Source organism: Prescottella defluvii, assembly GCF_000738775.1.
In the GTDB taxonomy this organism is placed as follows: domain Bacteria; phylum Actinomycetota; class Actinomycetes; order Mycobacteriales; family Mycobacteriaceae; genus Prescottella; species Prescottella defluvii.
Genome location: NZ_JPOC01000028.1, coordinates 170,374 through 190,574 on the forward strand (window position 1 = coordinate 170,374; position 20,201 = coordinate 190,574).

General features: G+C 71.2%; 17 protein-coding genes, 1 pseudogene and 1 riboswitch. Of the genes and pseudogenes, 12 read left to right on the forward strand and 6 right to left on the reverse strand.

Annotation, left to right across the window (positions count from 1 at the left end; all coding sequences use genetic code 11):
- Positions 1-2 precede the first annotated feature (2 nt).
- Positions 3-1,049: an NrtA/SsuA/CpmA family ABC transporter substrate-binding protein gene (locus tag IJ15_RS0111575; protein WP_031938494.1), complete on the reverse strand. Its 1,047-nt coding sequence runs from the start codon at positions 1,047-1,049 to the stop codon at positions 3-5.
- A gap of 333 nt (positions 1,050-1,382) precedes the next feature.
- On the opposite strand from IJ15_RS0111575, the gene IJ15_RS0111580 reads away from it, so the two are divergent.
- Positions 1,383-1,826 carry a hypothetical protein gene (locus tag IJ15_RS0111580; protein WP_031938495.1) on the forward strand — a complete coding sequence of 148 codons (444 nt, stop codon included), beginning with the start codon at positions 1,383-1,385 and terminating at the stop codon, positions 1,824-1,826.
- A gap of 1,634 nt (positions 1,827-3,460) precedes the next feature.
- A pseudogene (locus tag IJ15_RS27065) lies at positions 3,461-5,785 on the forward strand (cation-translocating P-type ATPase); the annotation flags it as partial.
- A 65-nt stretch (positions 5,786-5,850) separates the two neighbouring features.
- On the opposite strand, the gene IJ15_RS27070 reads toward IJ15_RS27065, so the two are convergent.
- Positions 5,851-6,099: an Rv1535 domain-containing protein gene (locus tag IJ15_RS27070; RefSeq protein ID WP_407984084.1), complete on the reverse strand. Its 249-nt coding sequence runs from the start codon at positions 6,097-6,099 to the stop codon at positions 5,851-5,853.
- Between IJ15_RS27070 and IJ15_RS0111590 the strand changes: the two genes are divergently transcribed.
- The gene (locus tag IJ15_RS0111590; RefSeq protein WP_081880701.1) at positions 6,070-6,354 is read left to right on the forward strand and encodes a hypothetical protein; all 285 of its coding nucleotides are present in this window, start codon (positions 6,070-6,072) and stop codon (positions 6,352-6,354) included. The genes IJ15_RS27070 and IJ15_RS0111590 overlap by 30 nt on opposite strands.
- Here IJ15_RS0111590 and IJ15_RS0111595 read toward each other — a convergent pair whose 3' ends face one another.
- Genes IJ15_RS0111595 through IJ15_RS0111605 form a run of 3 tightly spaced genes read right to left on the reverse strand, consistent with a single transcriptional unit; the run spans position 6,355 to position 9,484 of the window.
- Entirely contained in the window at positions 6,355-6,999 is a 645-nt protein-coding gene (locus IJ15_RS0111595) for a response regulator transcription factor (protein ID WP_031938498.1), read from the reverse strand.
- Complete coding sequence (locus IJ15_RS0111600) at positions 6,987-8,237, reverse strand: sensor histidine kinase (protein ID WP_031938499.1); 1,251 nt, start codon at positions 8,235-8,237, stop codon at positions 6,987-6,989. Before IJ15_RS0111600 ends, IJ15_RS0111595 begins: the two co-directional genes overlap by 13 nt.
- Positions 8,238-8,281: 44 nt before the next feature.
- Positions 8,282-9,484, reverse strand: coding sequence for a winged helix DNA-binding domain-containing protein (locus IJ15_RS0111605; protein WP_051918781.1), 1,203 nt, complete (start codon positions 9,482-9,484; stop codon positions 8,282-8,284).
- Between the two features lie 146 nt (positions 9,485-9,630).
- On the opposite strand from IJ15_RS0111605, the gene IJ15_RS0111610 reads away from it, so the two are divergent.
- From IJ15_RS0111610 to IJ15_RS0111630, 5 genes are all read left to right on the forward strand, one after another.
- Positions 9,631-10,401: an ABC transporter ATP-binding protein gene (locus IJ15_RS0111610; RefSeq protein ID WP_031938501.1), complete on the forward strand. Its 771-nt coding sequence runs from the start codon at positions 9,631-9,633 to the stop codon at positions 10,399-10,401.
- A 2-nt stretch (positions 10,402-10,403) separates the two neighbouring features.
- The gene (locus IJ15_RS0111615) at positions 10,404-12,908 is read left to right on the forward strand and encodes an ABC transporter permease (protein WP_156112082.1); all 2,505 of its coding nucleotides are present in this window, start codon (positions 10,404-10,406) and stop codon (positions 12,906-12,908) included.
- A gap of 133 nt (positions 12,909-13,041) precedes the next feature.
- Positions 13,042-14,307, forward strand: coding sequence for an MFS transporter (locus IJ15_RS0111620; RefSeq protein WP_031938503.1), 1,266 nt, complete (start codon positions 13,042-13,044; stop codon positions 14,305-14,307).
- The gene (locus IJ15_RS0111625) at positions 14,304-14,600 is read left to right on the forward strand and encodes a DUF2470 domain-containing protein (RefSeq protein ID WP_031938504.1); all 297 of its coding nucleotides are present in this window, start codon (positions 14,304-14,306) and stop codon (positions 14,598-14,600) included. The genes IJ15_RS0111620 and IJ15_RS0111625 overlap by 4 nt, the downstream gene beginning before the upstream one ends.
- A gap of 20 nt (positions 14,601-14,620) precedes the next feature.
- Positions 14,621-14,980 carry a zinc ribbon domain-containing protein YjdM gene (locus tag IJ15_RS0111630; RefSeq protein ID WP_031938505.1) on the forward strand — a complete coding sequence of 120 codons (360 nt, stop codon included), beginning with the start codon at positions 14,621-14,623 and terminating at the stop codon, positions 14,978-14,980.
- 9 nt (positions 14,981-14,989) lie between these two features.
- On the opposite strand, the gene IJ15_RS0111635 is transcribed toward IJ15_RS0111630, so the two are convergent.
- Positions 14,990-16,558, reverse strand: coding sequence for a carboxylesterase/lipase family protein (locus IJ15_RS0111635; protein ID WP_031938506.1), 1,569 nt, complete (start codon positions 16,556-16,558; stop codon positions 14,990-14,992).
- Positions 16,559-16,648: 90 nt separating this feature from the next.
- Positions 16,649-16,746: riboswitch (TPP riboswitch) on the forward strand.
- On the opposite strand from IJ15_RS0111635, the gene IJ15_RS0111640 reads away from it, so the two are divergent.
- From IJ15_RS0111640 to IJ15_RS0111655, 4 genes are all read left to right on the forward strand, one after another.
- Positions 16,740-17,474 carry a TenA family protein gene (locus IJ15_RS0111640; RefSeq protein ID WP_231569504.1) on the forward strand — a complete coding sequence of 245 codons (735 nt, stop codon included), beginning with the start codon at positions 16,740-16,742 and terminating at the stop codon, positions 17,472-17,474. It overlaps the preceding riboswitch by 7 nt.
- Positions 17,471-18,496, forward strand: a complete 1,026-nt coding sequence (locus tag IJ15_RS0111645; protein WP_031938508.1) for an ABC transporter substrate-binding protein — start codon at positions 17,471-17,473, stop codon at positions 18,494-18,496. Before IJ15_RS0111640 ends, IJ15_RS0111645 begins: the two co-directional genes overlap by 4 nt.
- Positions 18,474-19,295, forward strand: coding sequence for an ABC transporter permease (locus IJ15_RS0111650; protein WP_031938509.1), 822 nt, complete (start codon positions 18,474-18,476; stop codon positions 19,293-19,295). The genes IJ15_RS0111645 and IJ15_RS0111650 overlap by 23 nt, the downstream gene beginning before the upstream one ends.
- Positions 19,288-20,049 (forward strand): ABC transporter ATP-binding protein, encoded by a 762-nt coding sequence (locus IJ15_RS0111655; protein ID WP_031938510.1) that lies wholly within the window; start codon positions 19,288-19,290, stop codon positions 20,047-20,049. Before IJ15_RS0111650 ends, IJ15_RS0111655 begins: the two co-directional genes overlap by 8 nt.
- Positions 20,050-20,201: the final 152 nt, after the last annotated feature.

A 20,201-nucleotide genomic window follows, 5' to 3' on the forward strand; every position in this document is an offset into this window, starting at 1 on the left:
CGTCACGCCCCCGGCTTCGACGCGGCCGCACCCTGTAGGTCGAACGTCAGGTCGGCGGCGGTGAGCTGCCGCTGGATGACGCCGTTGCGGTAGAACAGATCGGCCACGGACTGCAGGTCGGCCTCGTCGGCAGCGGTCGGATAGCGGAAGTCGGTGACCTGGCCGCCGAGCGCGATCGCGTCGTCGAGGCGCTGGCCGCTCAGTGCACGCGGCCCGACCTGCTCGAAGACGTTCTCGAATGCGGCCGGATTCTCCCGCTGCCGGCGGGTGAGGTCCTTGGTGACCTCGAGGAACTTCTGCACCACCTCGGGGTGCTCCTGCAGTACCACGGTGCGGCCGGCGATGATCGTGTTGTCTACCGACTTGATATCTCCCTCTGTGGCGATCTCCTTGGCGCCCTTGGCCTTCGCCTCCTGGTACGGCGCGAGGAACGACGCCCACGCGTCCACCTGACCGGTGGAGAAGGCCGATGCTGCATCGGTCTGCTGCAGCGGCACCCGCTCGACCGAGTCGATCGGGATGTTCGCCTCGGTGAGCGCCTTGAGGACGATGTACTCGCCCTTCGCGGCCGGATTCACCGCGATCCGCTTGCCCTTCAGGTCCTCGAGGGTCGAGATTCCCGACCCGGCGGTGGCGATGATGCCGCTCTGGTCCTTGTTGTACGGGTCGGACGTCGCGAAGATCCGGACGCCCACGTCCTTGGACAGTGCGCCGACGACCGGGCTGTAGGCACCGGTCTGGATGTCCAGTTCGCCGGTGTTGAACAGCTTGAGGTTGGAGCTGAATCCCGGTGTGGTCTTGACCCATTCGATCCTGGCACCGAGCGGGGCCAGCGCCCGATCGAAGTCTCCGTCGCGCTTGCCGACGGCGATCGCCCCGGAGTTGCCCGGGTCGTAGACCTTGAGAGTGAACTGCGCGGCGCCGGTACCGGTGCCGGTACCGCTCTCGGAGGCCACGGCGTCGGAGCCACCACACGCAACCACCAGTCCGGCCAGCGGAACGAGCGCGAGCGCGAGTGCGGCTCGGGACAGGCGGCGCATACGGAACATCGAGGACTCCTAGTTGCAGTGGGATGGAGAACCCGTGCACCACACTCGGATCGGTGGTGCCACGGGGTGACGGAAAGCAACGTTAGGACCGGACGGTCGCAATGCCACGGGTTGCCGTTTGGATGAACACAACGCTTGACACACCGGACATTGCGTGCCGGTCGAACGTCCGGAAGGTTCACAAGGCAGGTGGTCGGGTTTAGACTCGGCTGCGAGCGGCAACCCGATCCCCGACGACTGCAGTCGCGATTCGACTGCGATTCCGACGATGGGCGTTCGATGGAACAGACTGGGAACACCTCGCACAACGGTCACCGATCCGGTACCGGCCGAATGTCGTTCGCCGACGGGGCCGTACGAACGGTCTCCGGGATCGCCGAGGTGACCACCGCCTCGATCGGCGCAGTCGGCGGCGCGGCCGTCGGGAGTGTCGTCGGCGGGGTCCGCGGCGCGGTCGGTGGTGTCGCCGACGGAGTACGCAAGGGCGTCGAGACGGGGAGCCGATCCACACCCGCCGCCGTTCTGACGATGGCCGCCGCGGGCGCGGTGGGGCTCGTCGAATGGCCGGTGGTCCTGACCGTCGGGGGCGCCGCGCTCGTGTTGAGGCAACTCCACGAGCGCGGCGCGCACCCGGAGGCGGCGATGGCTGCCGCACCTTCGCACGCGCCCGCGAGGAAGTCCGCCAAGCCCTCGACAAGGACACCGACGAAGGCAACCGCCAAGACAACCTCCAAGAAGAGCACGACATCCCGGCCGCGGGGGCGTACCGCTCGGTGAGGATTGCGGGGGTCGGGGCATTGCTGGGGCAGGCACGCCGTCTGCCCCGCCGAAGCCTGGACACCGCACTGACGGCGACGGTCGTCGGCACCGCGGCCACCGCGGGCGTGCTGACGGCACTCCTCACGCCTCGACGAACCGGCGCCCCCGATGTCGGCCGTCTCCCCCCTCCGGCCTGGGACGATGCCGTGCTCCGTGCGCGCGTGATCGCGCTCGCGGCCCATTCCGTCGGGTTCGGCGTCGCGGCGGCGGGACGGGTCCTGGCGGTGCCGCGACTGCCCCTCGCGCTGTCCGCGCCGGTGACGATCCTCGACTATCAGCCACGGTTGCGCCGGTTGCTGGAGACCGGACTCGGGCGGGTCGGCGCCGACCTGCTCCTGTCCACCGCAACGGCCACCGGGTACGCCGCCGCGCAGGCCCCGGCCCCTCTCGCGGTCGAATCGTTGCTGCGCGCGTCGGTGGTCGGCGAGGTGGTCGCCAATCGGCGGGCGTGGCACCACAGTCCTCTCCCCCGGCCCACCGGCACCGACACCGCCGCCCCGAACGGCGCGGTCGACCGTCATCTCGAACGAGTCGCGTGGGTGCAACTCGCGGGCTCCGCGGCGGTGGGCGCCGCCACCGGCAGCCTGCGGGCGGCGGGTACGACGGCGCTGGTGACCGCCCCGAAGGCCGCCCGCATCGCGCGTGAGTCCTTCGCGAGCACGCTCGGCCGCGGTCTCGTCGCCGATCACCGCGTGCTGTGCCGGGGCCCGGACGTGCTGCGCCGCCTCGACGGCGTGACCGCCGTGGTCGTCGACCCCCGCGCCCTGCTGACTGCAGATCTCCGGGTGAGCAGGATCCGCGGGGTCCCCGACGACCGTCGGGCCCGCGTCTGGGACGTGGCCCGCACCGCCGTCGACGACGGCACGCTCGGGGCGGGCTGGCATCGCCTCACGGAGTTGCCGGAGGTCGCGGCACTCTCCGACGACCCCGATGCCGCAGTGCTGGTCGCACCCGTTCGCGATCCGCTGGCCGGCGGCCTCCTCGAGCAGATCCGACGGTCGGCGGCCACGGTCCACTCGATCGACGACGAGGTCCTCGGAACCCTGCGATCGGCCTTCGATGAGCTCCGAAAACCCAGTGGTGCAGACGATTCCGACCTGCTGACGATGACGCTGAACCTGCAGGACGGCGGCGAGTCGGTGGCGGTTCTCGCCGCACACTGTCCGCGGGCGCTCGCAGCCGCCGACGTCGGGATCGCGCTCGCGCGCAGCGGCGCCGTCCCACCCACCGACTGCGACCTCCTCGTCCCCGACCTGGCCGGCGCGTGGCGGGTGGTGCGCGCCGTCCCGGCGGCCGTGACCGCCTCCCGTCGGGGCATCGAGATTGCCACCGGCGCTTCGCTTCTCGGATCGCTGCTGATGCTGCCGGGGACGCACGGCCGGGGCCCGGGGCCGGTCAGCGCGGGCGCCGGAGCCGCACTGTGGACCGGTCACCGCCTCGCTCGTCGGGTGCTGCGTGCGGACGCACCCCTGCCGGATCCGCAGCACGACTGGCACGCCATGCCCGTCGACCGCGTCCGCCGCATGCTCGGGTCGCCCGGACCCCGACCGGAGGCAGCGGAAAGGGGGCGACTCGTCGCGACCGCGGCGTGGATGCGGCGACCCGTGGACGCCGCATGGGACTTCGGGCGCTCGCTCCGGACGGAGCTGTCCGACCCGCTGACGCCGATCCTGGCCACCGGCTCGGCGGCGAGTGCCGTACTCGGCTCGCCCGTCGACGCGATACTCGTCGGATCCGTCCTGGTCGGCAACGCCGCGCTCTCCGCCGTCCAGCGCCTGCACGCGGAGCGCCTGCTGCGCCGGCTCCTCGCCGTGCACGACACCCCGGCCCGCGTGGTCCGCGCGCGCCGAGACGGATACGAGGACGTGGACGCGGGGCGGCTCCGCGCGGGCGAGGTGATCGAAGTGCGGCCCGGCGAGGTGGCGCCCGCCGACGGCCGCCTCATCGAGGCCGACGGCGTCGAGGTCGACGAATCCTCCCTCACCGGGGAATCGCTGCCCGTCGACAAGCAGACCGAGGCGACACCGGGCGTCCCCCTCGCCGAACGCAGTTGCATGCTCTACGCGGGCACCACCGTGCTGACGGGCACCGCGACCGCGGTGGTGACCGCAGTCGGGGCCACCACCGAGACGGGCCGCGCCACCGCGCTGTCGCCGACACCGGTCGGCCGCACCGGGTTGCAGGCCCAGCTGGGCGAGCTGACCCGGCAAGTCCTGCCGGTCAGCGTCGGCGGCGGAGCGCTGGTCACCCTCACGTCGATGCTGCGCGGCGGCGGGCTCCAGGCCGCGATCACGAGTGGCGTCGCGGTGGCCGTGGCGGCGGTGCCCGAGGGACTGCCCCTCGTCGCGACCCTCGCCCAGCAGGCCGCGGCCCGTCGGCTCACCCACTCGTCCGCGCTGGTGCGCGCGCCCCGCTCTGTCGAGGCACTCGGCCGGGTCGATGTGGTGTGTTTCGACAAGACGGGCACCCTCAGCCAGGACCGCCTGCGGGTCACCGCCGTCCGGCCCATCGGCGCGCACGCCCGCGGCGCCGTCGTCGATGCCGCCGCCCGCACGTCGATCACGGCGGACGGGAAGGCCGCCGCGCACGCCACAGACCGCGCCGTGGTGGAGGCCGCCGCGGAATCGGGCGCCGTCCAACCGGCCGGCGTGCTGCTGCCGTTCCGGGCCGGCCGCCCGTACGCCGCCGCGATCACCGGCACCGATCTGGTGGTCAAGGGCGCCCCCGAGGTGGTTCTGGCCGCCTGCACCGGCATGTCACCGGCGCGGCTCGAGACCATCGCCGACGACGTGCAGACGATGGCCGAGGAGGGCCTGCGGGTGATCGCGGTGGCCCGGCGCACCGTCACCGAGGATCAGGCGGCGACTGCCACCGACGATCCCGACACCGTGGCGGCGCTGTGCCGCCGCGACCTGGAACCGCTCGGCCTGCTGGGCCTGTCCGACACCGCACGGCCGGAGGCGGCGGGGCTGCTTCCAGCACTCGAGGACCGGGGCATTTCGGTGCGACTGATCACCGGCGACCACCCCGTCACGGCCGCGGCGATCGCCCGGGACCTGGGCCTCGACCTCGACGCCGGCGACGTGCTGACCGGGACCGAATGGGAGGCGCTGTCGCACCGGCGGCAGGAGATCGCGGTCCGCGAACGCACGGTGTTCGCGCGGATGTCGCCGGAACAGAAGGTGCAGATCGTGCAGACACTCGAGCGCACGGGGCACGTGTGCGCGATGGTCGGTGACGGCGCGAACGACGCCGCCGCGATCCGTGCCGCGAGCATCGGGATCGGTGTCGCCTCGCACGGCAACCACCCGGCTCGCAGCGCCGCCGACATCCTGCTGCTCGACGGGCACGTCGACGCGATCCTGGACGCGATCGACGAGGGCCGGCAACTGTGGCAGCGGGTGCAGTCGGCGGTGTCGGTGCTGCTCGGCGGCAATGCCGGAGAGGTCGCGTTCGCACTGCTCGGGAGCGCGATCAGCGGCCGGGCCCCGCTCAACGCGCGCCAGTTGCTGCTGGTCAATCTGCTCACCGACGCGCTACCGGCCGCGGCGCTCGCGGTGAGCCCGCCCAACCCGGACCGGGCCTACGACGGCCGCGGGCCGGACCGGGCGGCGCTGTGGCGGACGGTGACCGTGCGGGGCGCGGCCACCGCCGCCGGCGCGGGCGTCGCGTGGGGACTGGCCTCGGTGACCGGGCGGCCGCGGAGGGCGTCGACGGTGGGACTCGTCGCGCTGGTCGGCGCCCAACTGGGGCAGACGCTGATCGATTCCCGCAGCCCCCTGGTCGTGGCGACGGCCGTCGGGTCACTCACCGTTCTCGGGGCGGTGGTCAGCACGCCCGGGCTCAGCCAGTTCCTCGGCTGCACCCCACTCGGCCCGGTGGGGTGGACGCAGGCCCTCGGCTCGGCGGCCGGCGCGACCGCGGCTGCCGCGGTGGCACCCCGGGTGCTCACGTGGTGGCAGGCCCACAGTTCGACACCGGTTCAGTCGACGACCAACACGCCCACGCGCAGCAGCACCGCGTACGCGTGGCGCAGCGGTGGCGTCAGCACCGCGGCGACGGCGCCGGTCAACGGGTCGGTCCGCGACGGAGCGAGCGCCGACGCGACCGCGGACAGTGAAGATAACGAAACGATCACGACCACCACGATGGCGGGCGCAGGTGTCCAGCAGGTGAACGGCGAGGATGGGCAGGGAAAATGATGACCGAAGCAACCATGGACCTGCAGCACCGACTCGATTCACACCGGGCCGCGCTCGAACAGGTCACCCAGGGCTCCCGCTTCGCGATCCGACTGCCCCTGATCGGGGATGTCGGAGTGCCCCGGCCCGAGCAACTGGCCTACTTCGCGGCCCTCGGCGTCCTCGTCGCCGTCGAGTTGATCGACTGGCCGGTGGCCCTGGCGATCGCCGCCGGGCACGCGCTGGCCACCGATCAGCACCACCGCGCGCTGCACGAGGTCGGTGAGGCGCTCGAGAGCGTCTGATCAGGAGCGCAGGTGCGCGAGGACCGCGAGCACACGCCGGTGCCCGCTGTCCGACGCCGACAGCCCGAGCTTGGCGAAGATGTTGCCGATGTGCTTGCTCACCGCGGTGTCGCTGACCACCAGCTTGCGGGCGATGTCACCGTTTCCGAGACCCTCGGCCATCAGTCCCAGCACCTCCGATTCGCGCGGGGTCAGGGTGCGGATCGGGTCGTCGGCACGCCGCCGGCTCATCAGTTGCGAGATCACCTCGGGATCCATCACGGTGCCACCGTCGACCACGCGGTGCAGCGCCTCCACGAACTCCTCGACCTTGCCGACCCGCTCCTTGAGCAGGTAGCCGATCCCGCCCGCCCCACCGGCGAGCAGTTCGCCCGCGTAACGGTCCTCGACGTACGCCGAGAGCACGAGCACCGGGAAACCGGGGCGGCGACGGCGGGCCTCGATGGCCGCCTTCAGCCCCTCGTTGGTGAACGTCGGCGGCATCCGCACGTCGAGCACCGCGCCGTCGGGCGGGTCGGACTCGAACGCCTCGAGGAACTTCTCGGCGTCGTCGACGGCGGCGGTCACCTCGATGCCGACGCTGCCGAGCAGGAGCGCGAGCCCCTCCCGCAGCAGCGCGTCGTCCTCCGCGATCAGAATCCGCACGGCAGTTCCACCTCGAGTCTCGTCGGCCCGCCGAGCGGGCTGTCCACGGTCACGGTCCCCTCGAACGCTGCCACGCGACGACGGACGCCCGCCAATCCACTGCCCACTCTCTCGACCGCGCCGCCCACACCGTCATCGAGGACGTCGATCACCATCGTCGCCCCGCCCGCGTCGTCGCGGGTCGCGATGGTCACCTGCACGTGCTCGGCACCGCTGTGCTTCGCGACGTTGGTGAGGGCCTCCGCGACGACGAAGTAGGCGGCCGCCTCCACCGCGGCCGGGGCGCGTCGCAGACCGTCGACGTCGAGCACACACGGCACGGCGCTCCGGCCGGCGAGGGCGGAGACGGCGCCGCCGAGACCGAGCTCGTCGAGCACGGGCGGATAGATGTCGTGCACGAGGGTCCGCAGCTCCGACAGCGCGTCCGACGCGGCGTCCTGCGCCCGAAGGAGTTGCGGCAGAGCTTGATCGGGTGCGACCCGCAGCGACCGCTCGGCCAGCCCCAGCATCATCACGACGGCGACGAGCCGGTTCTGGGCACCGTCGTGCAGGTCCCGTTCGATCCGGCGCAACTCGGCAGCGTGCGCGTCCAGGGCCGCGGCCCGGCTCGCGGTGAGCGCCGAGACCCGTTCGGAGAGTTCGGTTTCCCGCCGCGGCGCCAACAACCCGGATGCGAGCGCGCAGATGCCGCGGGCCATGACGGGGATCAGCCACCACCCGAGCACCGCGTACGCGATCGCGACCAGCGGCATCGGCGCGGCACCCCACCACGACGTGACCGGGTAGATGCTGCTCACCGGCTCGTCGGCCGGCAGCATCCACCAGTAGAACGGGATGGCGAGGGTGTTCAGTGCCGCCAGCGGCAGCGCGATCGCCAGCAGGCCCGTGGTCAGCGCCGCGACGGAGTGCACCGCGACCCATCCGAAGTCGCGGCGCGTCGACGGCGCGGTGAGCAGCCGTCGGAGGTCGTCGAAGCCCGGCCGGTCCGGGATCGGCGGGTAGCGCTCCCCCACCACGGTTCCGGTGAATCGCCCGGCCCGCTCCCGCGCCCGGCCCGCCCACCAGCGCAGCGCCCGCAGATACAACGGCACCGCGAGCCATCCGACGATCAGGATCAGGGTCGACGCGATCACCAGGCCGGCGACCAGGAAGCACAGCGAGACGAGCGCGGCGGCGGCCTCCACCGCGAGGAAGCGGACGGCGCCCCATCTCACCTTCAGGCGTTCGGTCCACGTCATCGGTCCAGCATGCCGCACCGGCCACCCGATGTCGGTACAGCTGGCTACACCATCGAACGGCCACCTCGAGTCGTCTGCCACTCGTGCTCCTGCACGCGCATGGCCGGTGACCGGTAGCCGGTCGGGCTCCGGGTGCCGTCGAGCCACGCGGTGAGACGCGACGCCTGGTCGTCCAGGGAGTCTCGCGCCGCATCCGAGACCGGTTCCAGCAGGTGGACCCTGACGATCGCGTCCGGGTCCTGGTGCCAGCAGCCGACGATTCGGCCGTCGACCCAGACCGTGGTGCCGGCGTTGCCCCGGGTGTCGAAGAGGTGCGGTCGGTGCGGTCCGAGGTAGAAGGCGCGGTCCTTCCAGCCCATGACCGTCGGGTCCAGCGGCGGTAGGAGCGCGGTCCAGGGCGCGGTGTACTCCACCACGTCGAGGTCGTCCGGGAGCAGCCAACCGGTCCCGGCCCCGTCGAGGGTCACCTCGACCGCGTCGAGTTCACGAAGCGCGCGGCGCACGACGGTCTTCGTCGCGCCGAGCCACCACACGATGTCGTCCTCGGTGCCGGGGCCGAATACGCGCAACCACCGCCCGACGAGTTCGCGGTATCCCCCGGCCGAATCCGGTTCGGCGAGAGACTGACCGAGCCATCGGGACGGAAGTTCCCAGAGTGGTCTCGCGGTGGGAAACCAGCCGGTGGACGGTCCGCGCACGACCACGCCCTCCGCGCCGAGAAGCGTGAGGACCTGGGGTGCAGACCAGGTCTCTCCCGCCGTGGTGGGAACGGTCACGTCGATCAGTGGGACCGCGCGACGCAGCTCAGCGGCGGAGAGCGCGCCGGGGCTCCGTTCGAGCGCCGCCGCCACGTCGCTCCGCGCCCGGTCGAGCCAGGCATTCCCACTCGGAGCCATCTCGGCGCGTTCGATGTCGCGGGCCATCCGCGCACGTTCGGTCGTCGCAACCCGCGCCGCGGCGCTCGACAGCACCGCGGGGAGGACGTCCCGCGGGAACGCGAACAGGGTTCGTCGCATCGCGAGCTGCTTGACCAGCGAGCGGTCGTCGTAGAGCGCTCGGTCGATGTCGGCGATGGCGACGCCCGGAACCCGCACCCAGGTCGACAGATAGACGGTCGGGGCGTCGGTCGCGTGCAGGGCCACGACCGACCGGGCCGCTTCCACCGGCGACCCCGCGGACCACCCGGGCGCGAGCGCGTGGCGGGTCGCCAGCCGCGCACGGCGTTCGCTGTCGGTCACATGGCGCATGTTCCGTGTCTCCAGACCTGATGAGATGCTGCGGTGTGGGCGAGCCGAGTCTGCCGTACCGCTCGCGGCAGGTACAGCTGGCTACACCCTCGATCCGGTACCGAGCGGGATGTTCCGGGACTCGTCCGCTCCATAGCGTTTTCACCATGACCTCCCACACCGTCACACCGCCGCTCGTACAGAGCCCGCCGCGGGCCGCCGTCCGCCTGGCCGACGTCAGCCGGACCTACGGATCCGGGCGTACCCAGGTCACTGCACTCGACGCCGTCAGCCTCGCCCTCGCGCCCGGCAGCTTCACCGCGATCATGGGCCCGTCCGGTTCCGGCAAAAGCACGTTCCTGCACTGTGCCGCCGGCCTGGACCAACCCACCCGCGGCTCGGTGTGGCTCGGCGACACCGAGATCAGTGCACTGAAGCCCAAGGCCCGCACGGTGTTCCGGCGTGATCACATCGGCTTCGTGTTCCAGGCGTACAACCTCATGGCGGCGCTGACCGTCGAGCAGAACGTCACGCTGCCGCTACTGCTCGCCGGACGCACCGCCGACCGGGCCCATCTCGACCACGTCCTCGACGCGGTCGGTCTCGCCGACAAGCGGAACCGGCGCCCGGCCGAGTTGTCCGGCGGCCAGCAGCAGCGGGTCGCGATCGCGCGGGCACTCATCACCCAGCCGCACGCGGTGTTCGCCGACGAGCCCACCGGCGCGCTCGACAGCCGCACCGGCCGTCAGGTGCTGGACCTGTTGCGCCGCACCACGACCGAGCTGGGGCAGACCATCGTCATGGTGACCCACGATCCCGTCGCGGCCGCGCACGCCGACCGGGTCCTGTTCCTCGCGGATGGGCGCCTCGTCGGACGGATGGACTCCCCCACCGCCGCCGCGGTCGCCGACCACATGACTCATCTCGGGGAGTGGTGACGATGCAGAGGTCGAGGCTGCGGGCCCTGGCCCGCGCCAATATCCGAGCGCAGCGCGGTGGCTTCGCGGCGATGTTCGTCGCAGTGTTCTGCGCGGCGCTGCTCACCGGCGCGCTGGGCGTGCTGTTCGAGTCGGGGGTCCGCGGCGGTGTCACCCCGCACCGGTACTCGGGTGCCGACGTCGTCGTCGGAGCCACGCAGGCCCTCGACGTGCGTGAGGACGTCGACCAGTCGTACATCGAGCGTGCGCTGCTGCAGGCCACCGTGGTGGACGGGTTGTCCGGCGTCCCCGGCGTTCGGAAGGCGATCGCCGACATCGGGATACCCCTCACGACCGACGACGGCACCACGCTGGACGCGCACGGCTGGTCGTCCGCCGCTCTCGCGCCGTACGAGCTGACGGCCGGCCGCGCGCCGACAGCACCCGACGAGATCGTCGTGACCAGGGGCGCACCCGGCGACTGGATCACACTGCGGCACGGAGGAATCGGTGACGATTACACCGTCGTGGGCGTCGCCGCGGCCCCCACCGCCGAGCCGGTGGACCGGCCGGCGACGGTGTTCGTGTCCGACGCCCGGGCACGTGCACTGTGGCCGCACGGCGACAGCGTCGCGGCGGTCGGTCTGCTCGCAGACACCGGCACCGACGCATCGGCGCTGGCGGACCGGGTACGCGAAAGCCTGCCCGGTCTCGACGTGCACACCTACACCGGCAGCGCCCGCGGCGACGTCGAGTACCTCGATGCCGGGGCCGCGCGAAGTGAACTGATGATGCTGTGCGGCTCGTTCGCCGGCCTGGCGATCCTCATCGCGATGTTCGTGGTGGCGAGCACGCTGTCACTGTCCATCCAGCAGCGGCGCCGCGAGTTCGCGCTGCTCCGTGCGATGGGTGCCACGCCCGGGCAGGTACACCGCCTCATCGGCAGCGAGGTGCTGCTGGTCGCGGGCACCGCCGCACTGCTCGGTGCAGGCCCCGGCTATGCGCTCGCGCAGGTACTGCGCGCCCAGTTCGCCGAGGCCGGCGTCCTGCCGTCGGACTTCGCGCTCGCGTACAGCCCCGTCCCCGCCGTGGTCGGCGTCCTGCTGGCCGTCGGCACCGCGCGGATCGCTGCTGCCGTCGCCGCCCGACGTCCGGCGCGCCTGGATCCCACCGAGGCCCTGCGCGAATCCGCGGTGGAACCGGCCTCCATCGGTAAGGGGCGACTGGTCACCGGACTCGTCTTCGGTCTCGGCGGACTCGCCACCTCGCTGCTGCCGGCAGTGCTGCCCGGAGAGGCCGCGCTCGCGGGTGCGGGCTCTTCGGCTGTGCTGCTGGTGATCTCGGTGGCTCTGCTCGGCCCGCTGCTGGTCGCGGGGGCCGTCCGCCGGTTCGGGGGTCCGTTGCGCCGCAGTGCGTCACCGGCACTGGTGTTGGCGGCCGCCAACTCCGGGGCCCGGGCACGACGCCTGGCCGCGGCGATCACCCCGCTGGCGTTGGCCATCGCGATCGGTTCGGTGCAGTTGTTCACCCAGGACACCGTCGCCGCGGCCGCCGACCACCAGTCCCGCTCCGGCATCACGGCTGACCTGGTGGTGACCGCGCCCGCCGGCCTGGCCTCCGGGCTCGTCGACCGGGTCGGCACCGATTCCGCTGTGCGCACGGCCAATCCGATCGCTCGCAGCCAAGCCCTGTTCACGACGGGCGGCGAGGCGCCGTCCACCACGCCGTACCCGGTACAGGGCATCGATCCCGCGGCCACGGGATCGACCCTCGACCTCGACGTCCGCGCCGGCGACCTCGGGCAGCTCCGGGACGGCACCGTCGCGCTCAGCACCGACGCCGCGTTCTCGATGAGCGCCCGGGTGGGCGACACCGTTCCGCTGCGACTCGGGGACGGCACGCTCGTCACCCCGACCGTCGTCGCGACGTACGGCCGCGGCCTCGGCTTCGGCGACGTGACGCTGCCGATCTCGCAGGTCCGCGCGCACACCACGACGGGACTGACCGACATGTTGCTGGTGACCGCGGAACCCGGACGGGTCGACGAGGCCCGTGCCGCGATCACCGCGATGGGCGGCGTCGCGGTCTCGGACCGCGCGGAGTTCGCCGCCGCGGGCCAGGAACAGCGCCGCACGCAGGCATGGGTGAGCATCGTCGCGCTCGCGGTCCTGCTCGGCTACCTCGCGGTCGCCGTCGTGAACACCCTCGTGCTCGCGACGGCCGAACGGGGCCGTGAGTTCGCGCTGCTGCGACTCGTCGGCGCGAGCAGTCGGCAGGTGCGCCGGATGATGCGGGCAGAATCGGTGATCGTGGTGACCGTCGCGGCGGTCGTCGGGTCGGTGATCGCGCTGCCCCCGCTGGCGGGCGTCGCGGCCGCGGTCTCGGGGCGTCCGATCCCGAGCGTCGACCCGGCCGTCTACGCCCTGATCCTCGGGGTGACCGTCCTATTGGGGCTCACCGCGATCGCGATCCCGACCCGGACCGCGCTGCGCCAGGATCCGGTCGCCGCGATCGGGACCCGGGAGTAGATGCCGATCCTGAAGGATTCCTCTCGCCATTCGGGAGGAATCCTTCGGAAACGCCACGAGGAAAACCGCTCGCGCGGGTTCCGGCCGCGCTGTTAGCTTCGATTGGACACCCGCTCGACCGAAGGCCCGTGCCGTGACCACCCCCGACGTGACCGTAGCCCGACGTTTCACACCGCTGATCCTGCTCAACGTCGCGACGCTGTTCTCCGCCACCGGCAACGGCATCGTCATCGTCGCACTGCCGTGGCTGGTGCTCGAGCAGACCGGACGGGCCACCGACGCCGCCATCGTGGCGGGCGCGGCGACCGTACCGCTCCTGCTGGCGAGCCTGTTCTCGGGCACCGTCGTCGACCGGTTCGGGCGCCGTCCCACGTCGCTGGTGTCGGACGCGCTGTCGGCGCTGTCGGTGGCCGCGATCCCCGTCGTCGCCGGAACCATCGGGCTGTCGGTGCCGGTGCTCGCGGTGCTGGCCGCGCTGGGTGCCACGTTCGACCCGGCCGGGATCTCGGCGCGCGAGTCGATGCTGCCGGCGGCGACGAAGGCGGCGGGCTGGAATCTCGACCGGGTCAACAGCCTGTACGAGGCCAACTACAACGTCGCCTACCTCGTCGGACCGGGCATCGGCGGCGTCCTGATCGCGCTGGTCGGCCCGGAGAGCACGCTGTGGGTCACGGCCGTCTGCTTCGTGCTGTCGATCGTGACGATCGCGTTCCTGCACCTCGAACATGCCGGTCGCCCCGACCACGCCACCCGGCCCGCGTCCATGTGGACGGGCACCCTCGAGGGCCTGCGGTTCGTGTGGAACGACCGCCTGCTGCGGACCCTCGCGCTGGTCGACATGGCGATCGTCGCGCTGTACCTGCCGATCGAGTCGGTGCTGTTCCCCAAGTACTTCACCGACCGCGGCGAGCCCGCCCAGCTCGGCTGGGTGCTGATGGCGATGAGCGTCGGCGGGCTGGTCGGAGCCCTCGCCTACGGTGCGTTGGCGCCCTATCTCCAGCGCCGCATCCTGATGCTGATCGCGGTCAGCGGCCTGGGGTTGTCCATGCTCGGCATGGCATTCCTCCCTCCGTTGTGGGTGCTGCTGACACTGTCCGTCGCGATCGGCCTCGTGTTCGGGCCGGTGGGTCCGATCGCCAACTGGGCCATGCAGACCCGCAGTCCGGAGCACATGCGCGGTCGCGTCGTCGGCGTGATGACCTCCACCGCCTATGCCGCGGGGCCACTCGGATTCCTGGTGGCCGGTCCGCTCATCGATCAGCTCGGTGTCCGCACCACGTTCTTCGCCCTGGCGGTGCCGGTGATCGCGGTGGCACTCGTGTGTTTCGCACTGCCGGTGCTGCGCGAGTTGGACGACGACCGGCAACCACCCACGGTGCAGCTAGGATCGCGCCCATGACCTCCTTCGATGCTGCCGTCGTCGCCGCCGTCACCGGCCACATGAACGGCGACCACACCGCCGACAACCTGATGATCGTGCGCGCGTTCGCCGAACCCGCCGCCACCACCGCCCGCATGACCGGACTGGACACCGAGGCCGGCGAGTGGGCGGTCGACGTCGACGGCGCCGAGCGCACCGTCCGCGTGCCGTGGATCGGCACGGTCACCGACCGCGCGTCGATCCGCACCGAGGTGGTCGCGCTGTACCAGGCCGCGTGCGAGAAGTTGGGCGTCGAACCGAGCGGGCACTGACGGGACCTAGGATCGCTGCCGTGGACAATCCGCTGCCGCCCTGCCCCGCCTGTTCCTGCGAATACACCTACGAGATGGGCGCCCTGCTGGTCTGTCCGGAGTGCGCCCACGAGTGGACGCCCAGCTCCGGCGGATCGGGAGAGGGATCCGGCGACGACAGCGGTGCCGTCACCGATTCGGTCGGCAACGTCCTTGCCGACGGCGACACCGTCACCGTGATCAAGACCCTCAAGGTCAAGGGCAGCCCCACCGGCATCAAGGCCGGCACGAAGGTCCGCAACATCCGCCTGGTCCAGGGCGTGGGCGACCATGACATCGACTGCAAGGTCGACGGCATCGGCCCCATGCAACTCAAGTCGAGCGTCGTCAAGAAGTCCTGACCGGGCCGTCTAGCTGAAACCCATCACCTCGTCGCCCCAGGCCACGCGCATCGCGTGGTCGGGGTCCGACACCAGGCTGTCGTGGGTGTCGATCAGCAGGGTCGATCGGGTCTCCTCGGTGTACGGCGCCCAGTGCTTGGAGCCGTCCAGAGCCGCCGGGACGCGGTGACGCGCGAAGGCCAACCAGCGTCGCTGCACTCGGCCCGCGACCTCGAGCGCCGTCTTGCGTCCACCGAGCCAGAAGGTCGGATCGGGGTTGAGTGTCCCGAAATTGCCGAACACGTAAGGCAGTTCGGTGGCGTGACCGGCGCCGACGCGCGCGGCCCTGAGCATCGGCGCCGCGTGGTCGAACCGATACACCCACGTCGGAGAGTGCCGACTGTGCGCGTCGGCGACCCACAACGCCGGCATCCGGAACGCCGCGTCTCGCGAGATCGCCAGGGCTCCTCGGGGTTTCGCGCCGTCCGGGTAGGCGGCAACGATCTCGGCCAACCGCAGCGCCGACAGCCCCGGATTGTCCTGCGCGAGTCCGGCGAACATCTGCTGGACAGCCTCCGCGCTGACCGGCAGCAACGGCGATCGCATGAACTTGAAGATCGACGCCTCGTCCTTGTTCGAACCGATGATCAGCGGGATCCGATGCGAGTACCCCTTCTGGAAGGCCGCCACCGGATAGTGCGGGACGAGGTCACGGTCGACCACCGGCGCCATCGCCAGGGTGCCCGGCACCTTCGTCGGGACCTCGTCGACCAGCAGGTCGCCGGCCTCGACCAGTCGCTCGTAGGGCATGTCGACCAGTTCGGCCGCCCGGTCGACCGGCAGGTCGAGGATCTCGAGGAACCGTGCCGCGACGGAAGCGGCGCGCTCGGCGCCGTACACCGACGTCGACGGCGGGCTCTGCGCGATCGCTCGGTGGAACAGGCCCTCGGCGCGGGGCACCGTCATCAGCGTGGTGATCGAACCGCCGCCGGAGGACTCACCGAACAGTGTCACCTCGTCGGGGTCGCCCCCGAAGGCTCGGATGTTGTCGCGCACCCACTCGAGCGCCGCGATCTGGTCGCGTAGCCCCAGATTCGACTCGAATGTCCGTTCGGGAGTGGAGAACGACGACAGGTCCAGGAAGCCGAGCGTGCCCAGTCGATAGTTGAAGGTCACCAGCACGACGTCGCCCCGTTCGGCGAGCAGGCGACCGTCGTAGATGGGCTGGGCGGACGACCCGAGGCAGTACGCGCCGCCGTGAATCCACACCATCACCGGACGCGCAGTGCCGTCCGGCCGCGGGGCCCACACGTTGACGGACAGGCAGTCCTCGTCGATCCGCATGCCCGGGTCGAGCGGCACCGACGTGTCGTGTCCCTGCGGCGCCATCGGCCCGAACACCCGCCCGTCGCGGATCTCGGTCCACGACGGCGGCGCACCGGGGCTGCGGAAACGGCGCGCACCAGTCGGCGCCGCGGCGTACGGAATTCCCTTCCAGGAGTAAACCGAGCCGTCGGCATAGCCACGAATCGGACCGAGCGGAGTCTCCACCACGAGTGTGTCGGGTGCCTGTGTCTCGACGATCTCCACGGCTTCCATCGCGCGGCCCTCCTCACGTTCGACCGCCCGCCGACCGAGGCTGACCGCCGACTGCCAACGTACCAATCCGGCGGTGCTAAGGTCGCCTCGTTCACCGACACGGGGTGCTCCGCACAGGCGGGGCTGAGATCACACCCGTCGAACCTGCATCAGGTAATACTGACGAAGGGATGTCATGGCGATGATCACGCCTGTCCACGACACATCTGTCCACACCGCCGCTGCCTCGGCCGACGCGCGCTTCACCGATCACCTGTGGGAGCGCACCGCAGTCCTGCGCGGCGCGATCGACGACATGGAGTTCCTGCGCCGTCTCGGCGACGGCACGCTCCCGCTCGACGTGTTCCGCACCTACGTCGAGCAGGACGCCCTCTACCTGGCCGAGTACGCGAAGGCCCTCGCACTGCTCGCCGCCAAGTCCCCCGATCCGCAGACCGCGGCGTTCTGGGCGACGTCGGCGTCGTCGGCCGCGGTGGTGGAGACCGAACTGCACGAGAGCCTGCTCGCCGGTGGCGCCCTGCCGGAGGGCGCCGGCGCACCGGAGCACTCGCAGGCCTGCCTGGGGTACGTGTCGTACCTGACCGCGACCGCCGCCACCGAGTCGTACGCCGTGGCCGCGGCGGCGGTGCTGCCGTGCTTCTGGATCTACGGCGAGGTGGGCCGCCGGCTGGCCGCGACCGCCGCGGACGTGCTGGCCGCGGACCCGTCGCATCCGTACGCGCAGTGGGTGACCACGTACGACGCCCCCGAGTTCCAGGAGTCCGTCGAGACCGCGCGCCGACTGGTCGACGCCGCGGCCGCGGCCACCACGGCGGCGCAGCGTGAGGCGATGGTGCGCGCGTTCGTGATCGCCACGCGCTACGAGTTCATGTTCTGGGACACCGCCCTGAACGCCCAGCCCTGGCCCGCATCGTGACCTCGATGTCCCGGCTGCGCCGGGTCCTCGCGACGTCGGCGATCGTCGCGTCCGCGCTGAGCGTTCTCACCGGTTGCGGCAGCGACGATTCCGGGGACACCATCCGCTTCGCGCTCGACTGGACGCCGAACACCAACCACACCGGGTTGTACGTCGCGTTGCAGGAGGGCTTCTTCGCCGACGCCGGTCTCGACGTGCAGGTGCTGCCCTACAACAACACCTCCCCCGACACTCTCGTCGACGCGGGCAACGCCGAATTCGGTTCCAGCTTCCAGGATTCCGCGACGTTCTCGCGTGCGGCCGGCGCGCAGACCGTGTCCGTGCTGGCGCCGCTGCAGCACTGGGCGACGGGCATCGGTGTGAAGGCGGACCGCGCCGACCTCGCGAGCCCGAGAGACCTCGACGGGAAGACCTACGCCGGGTTCGGCGATCCCGGCGAACGCGAGATCCTCCGTCAGGTCATCCGGAATGACGGCGGCGCAGGCGATTTCGAGACCGTCGTGTTGGGGACGTCGGCGTACGAGGCGGTATACGGCGGGCAGGCCGACTTCACGGTGTCGTACTTCGCCTGGGAGGGCGTCGAGGCGTCGCGCCGCGGCACCCCGATGCGGTACTTCCACTACACCGATTACGGCTTTCCGGACGCGTACGCGATCGTGGTGAACGGCAACGAGGAATGGCTGGCCGCGCACCCCGAGCAGGCCCGCAGGTTCGTGCAGGCGCTGCAGCGCGGCTACCAGGTCGCCGCGGACGACCCGGACCGCGGCGCCGAGGCTCTGATCGCCGCGAATCCCGGCGTGTTCAGCGACGAGGAACTGGTATTCGAGAGCCAGCGGATGCTGGCGGCCGACTACATGAAGGACGCGTCGGGCCGGGTCGGGACCCAGACCCTCGAACAGTGGGCGGGCTACTCCGGCTTCCTCTTCGAGCACGGACTGCTCGCCGGACCCGACGGCAAGCCGCTCACCACCGAACCCGACTGGTCGACGTATTTCACCGATGAGTACCTCGCAGTTCCGTAAGCGCGGAAACCCTGCGGCGGCCGGGGCGGTCCGCCGGGTACTGCCGGCGGTCGTCGTGGTGATCGCGCTCGTCGCGGCGTGGCAGGCCTACGTCGCGGCGAGCGGGATCCGCCCCCAGGTGCTGCCGTCACCGGTGCGGGTGCTCGAGCAGGGCTGGGCACACCGCGACGACATCGCTGTCCACGCGTGGGCAACCCTTCAGGTGACCCTCGTCGGGTTCGCGGTGTCCCTCGCGGTGGCGTGGGCGCTGGCAATCGCCGTCGACTTCTCCCCCTGGCTGCGACGGGCTTTCGTCCCGCTGTTCGTGATCTCGCAGACCCTGCCGATCATCGCGATCGCCCCACTGATGATCATCTGGTTCGGGTTCGGCCTGATGCCGAAGATCCTGGTGATCGCCCTGGCGACGTTCTTTCCCATGGCCATCGGATTGATCGAGGGCTTCGCCTCCACCGACCGCGACGCCGGAGCCCTGCTGCGCAGCATGGGCGCATCGCGGTGGCAGCAGTTCCGGTACGTGCGGTTGCCGTCCGCCCTCCCCCGGTTCTTCACCGCACTCCGAATCGGCATCACCTACGCGGTGGTGGGCGCGGTGTTCGCCGAGTACGTCGGTGCCACGTCCGGCCTGGGCATCTACATGAGCATCCAGAAGAACTCCTTCCGCACCGATCTGGTGCTCGCCGCGGTGCTCGTGACGGCGACGATCAGCATCGCGCTGTACCTGTGCACCTACGCGATCGAACGCGTCGTCGCACCCTGGATCACCCAGCCGAACCGGCCCCGGGAGGACACTCGTGGCTGAGCCGGCAATCGTCGAACTGTCGGGCGTCACCAAGTCGTTCGGCACCCGCAGCGTCCTCGACGACATCGACCTCGCGGTCCGCCCCGGCGAGTTCGTGTCCGTGATCGGCCCGAGCGGGTGCGGCAAGAGCACCGTGTTCTCGATCGTCGCGGGCCTCGAGGCGCCGGACACCGGGACCGTCACCGCCCCGACGTGCGCCCACATGCCCCAGAAGGATCTGCTGTTCCCGTGGCGCTCGGTGCTCGACAACACCACCCTCGGTCTCGAGGTCCAGCGCACACCCCGGAAGCAGGCCCGGGCCCGGGCCGCCGAACTGTTCCCGGTGTTCGGCCTGGCCGGGTTCGAGGACGCCCGCCCTCACCAGTTGTCGGGCGGCATGCGGCAGCGGGCCGCCCTGCTCCGGACCGTGGTCCAGGACCGCGAGGTCCTGCTGCTCGACGAACCATTCGGTGCACTCGACTCCCTGACCCGCACCGAGATGCAGACGTGGCTGCAGGACGTGTGGCAGCGCTACCGCTGGACGGTGCTGATGATCACCCACGACATCCGTGAGGCGGTGTTCCTGTCCGACCGGGTGATCGTGCTGTCGGCCCGGCCCGCGACGGTTCGCCGCGAGGTGCTCGTGGATCTGCCCCGACCGCGGGAGTTGTCGGTGGTGACCTCGCCCGAGTTCGCCGCGATCGAGCACGACCTCATCGAGGTCCTGCACGAGGAATCCCGCCGGGCACTCGCGGAACAGGAATCCGCGGGCTGACCGCAGTACCGTCCGGTCTCCATTCCTCGGTCCCGAAACCCCCGAAACCTTTCGTAGGCAACCAGACCGGACGGTTCATGCCCGATCGAGATGCGCACCTAACAAACACTCGACGGGTCGAGACATCCTCGTTACCCTTCTGTTATGGCGCA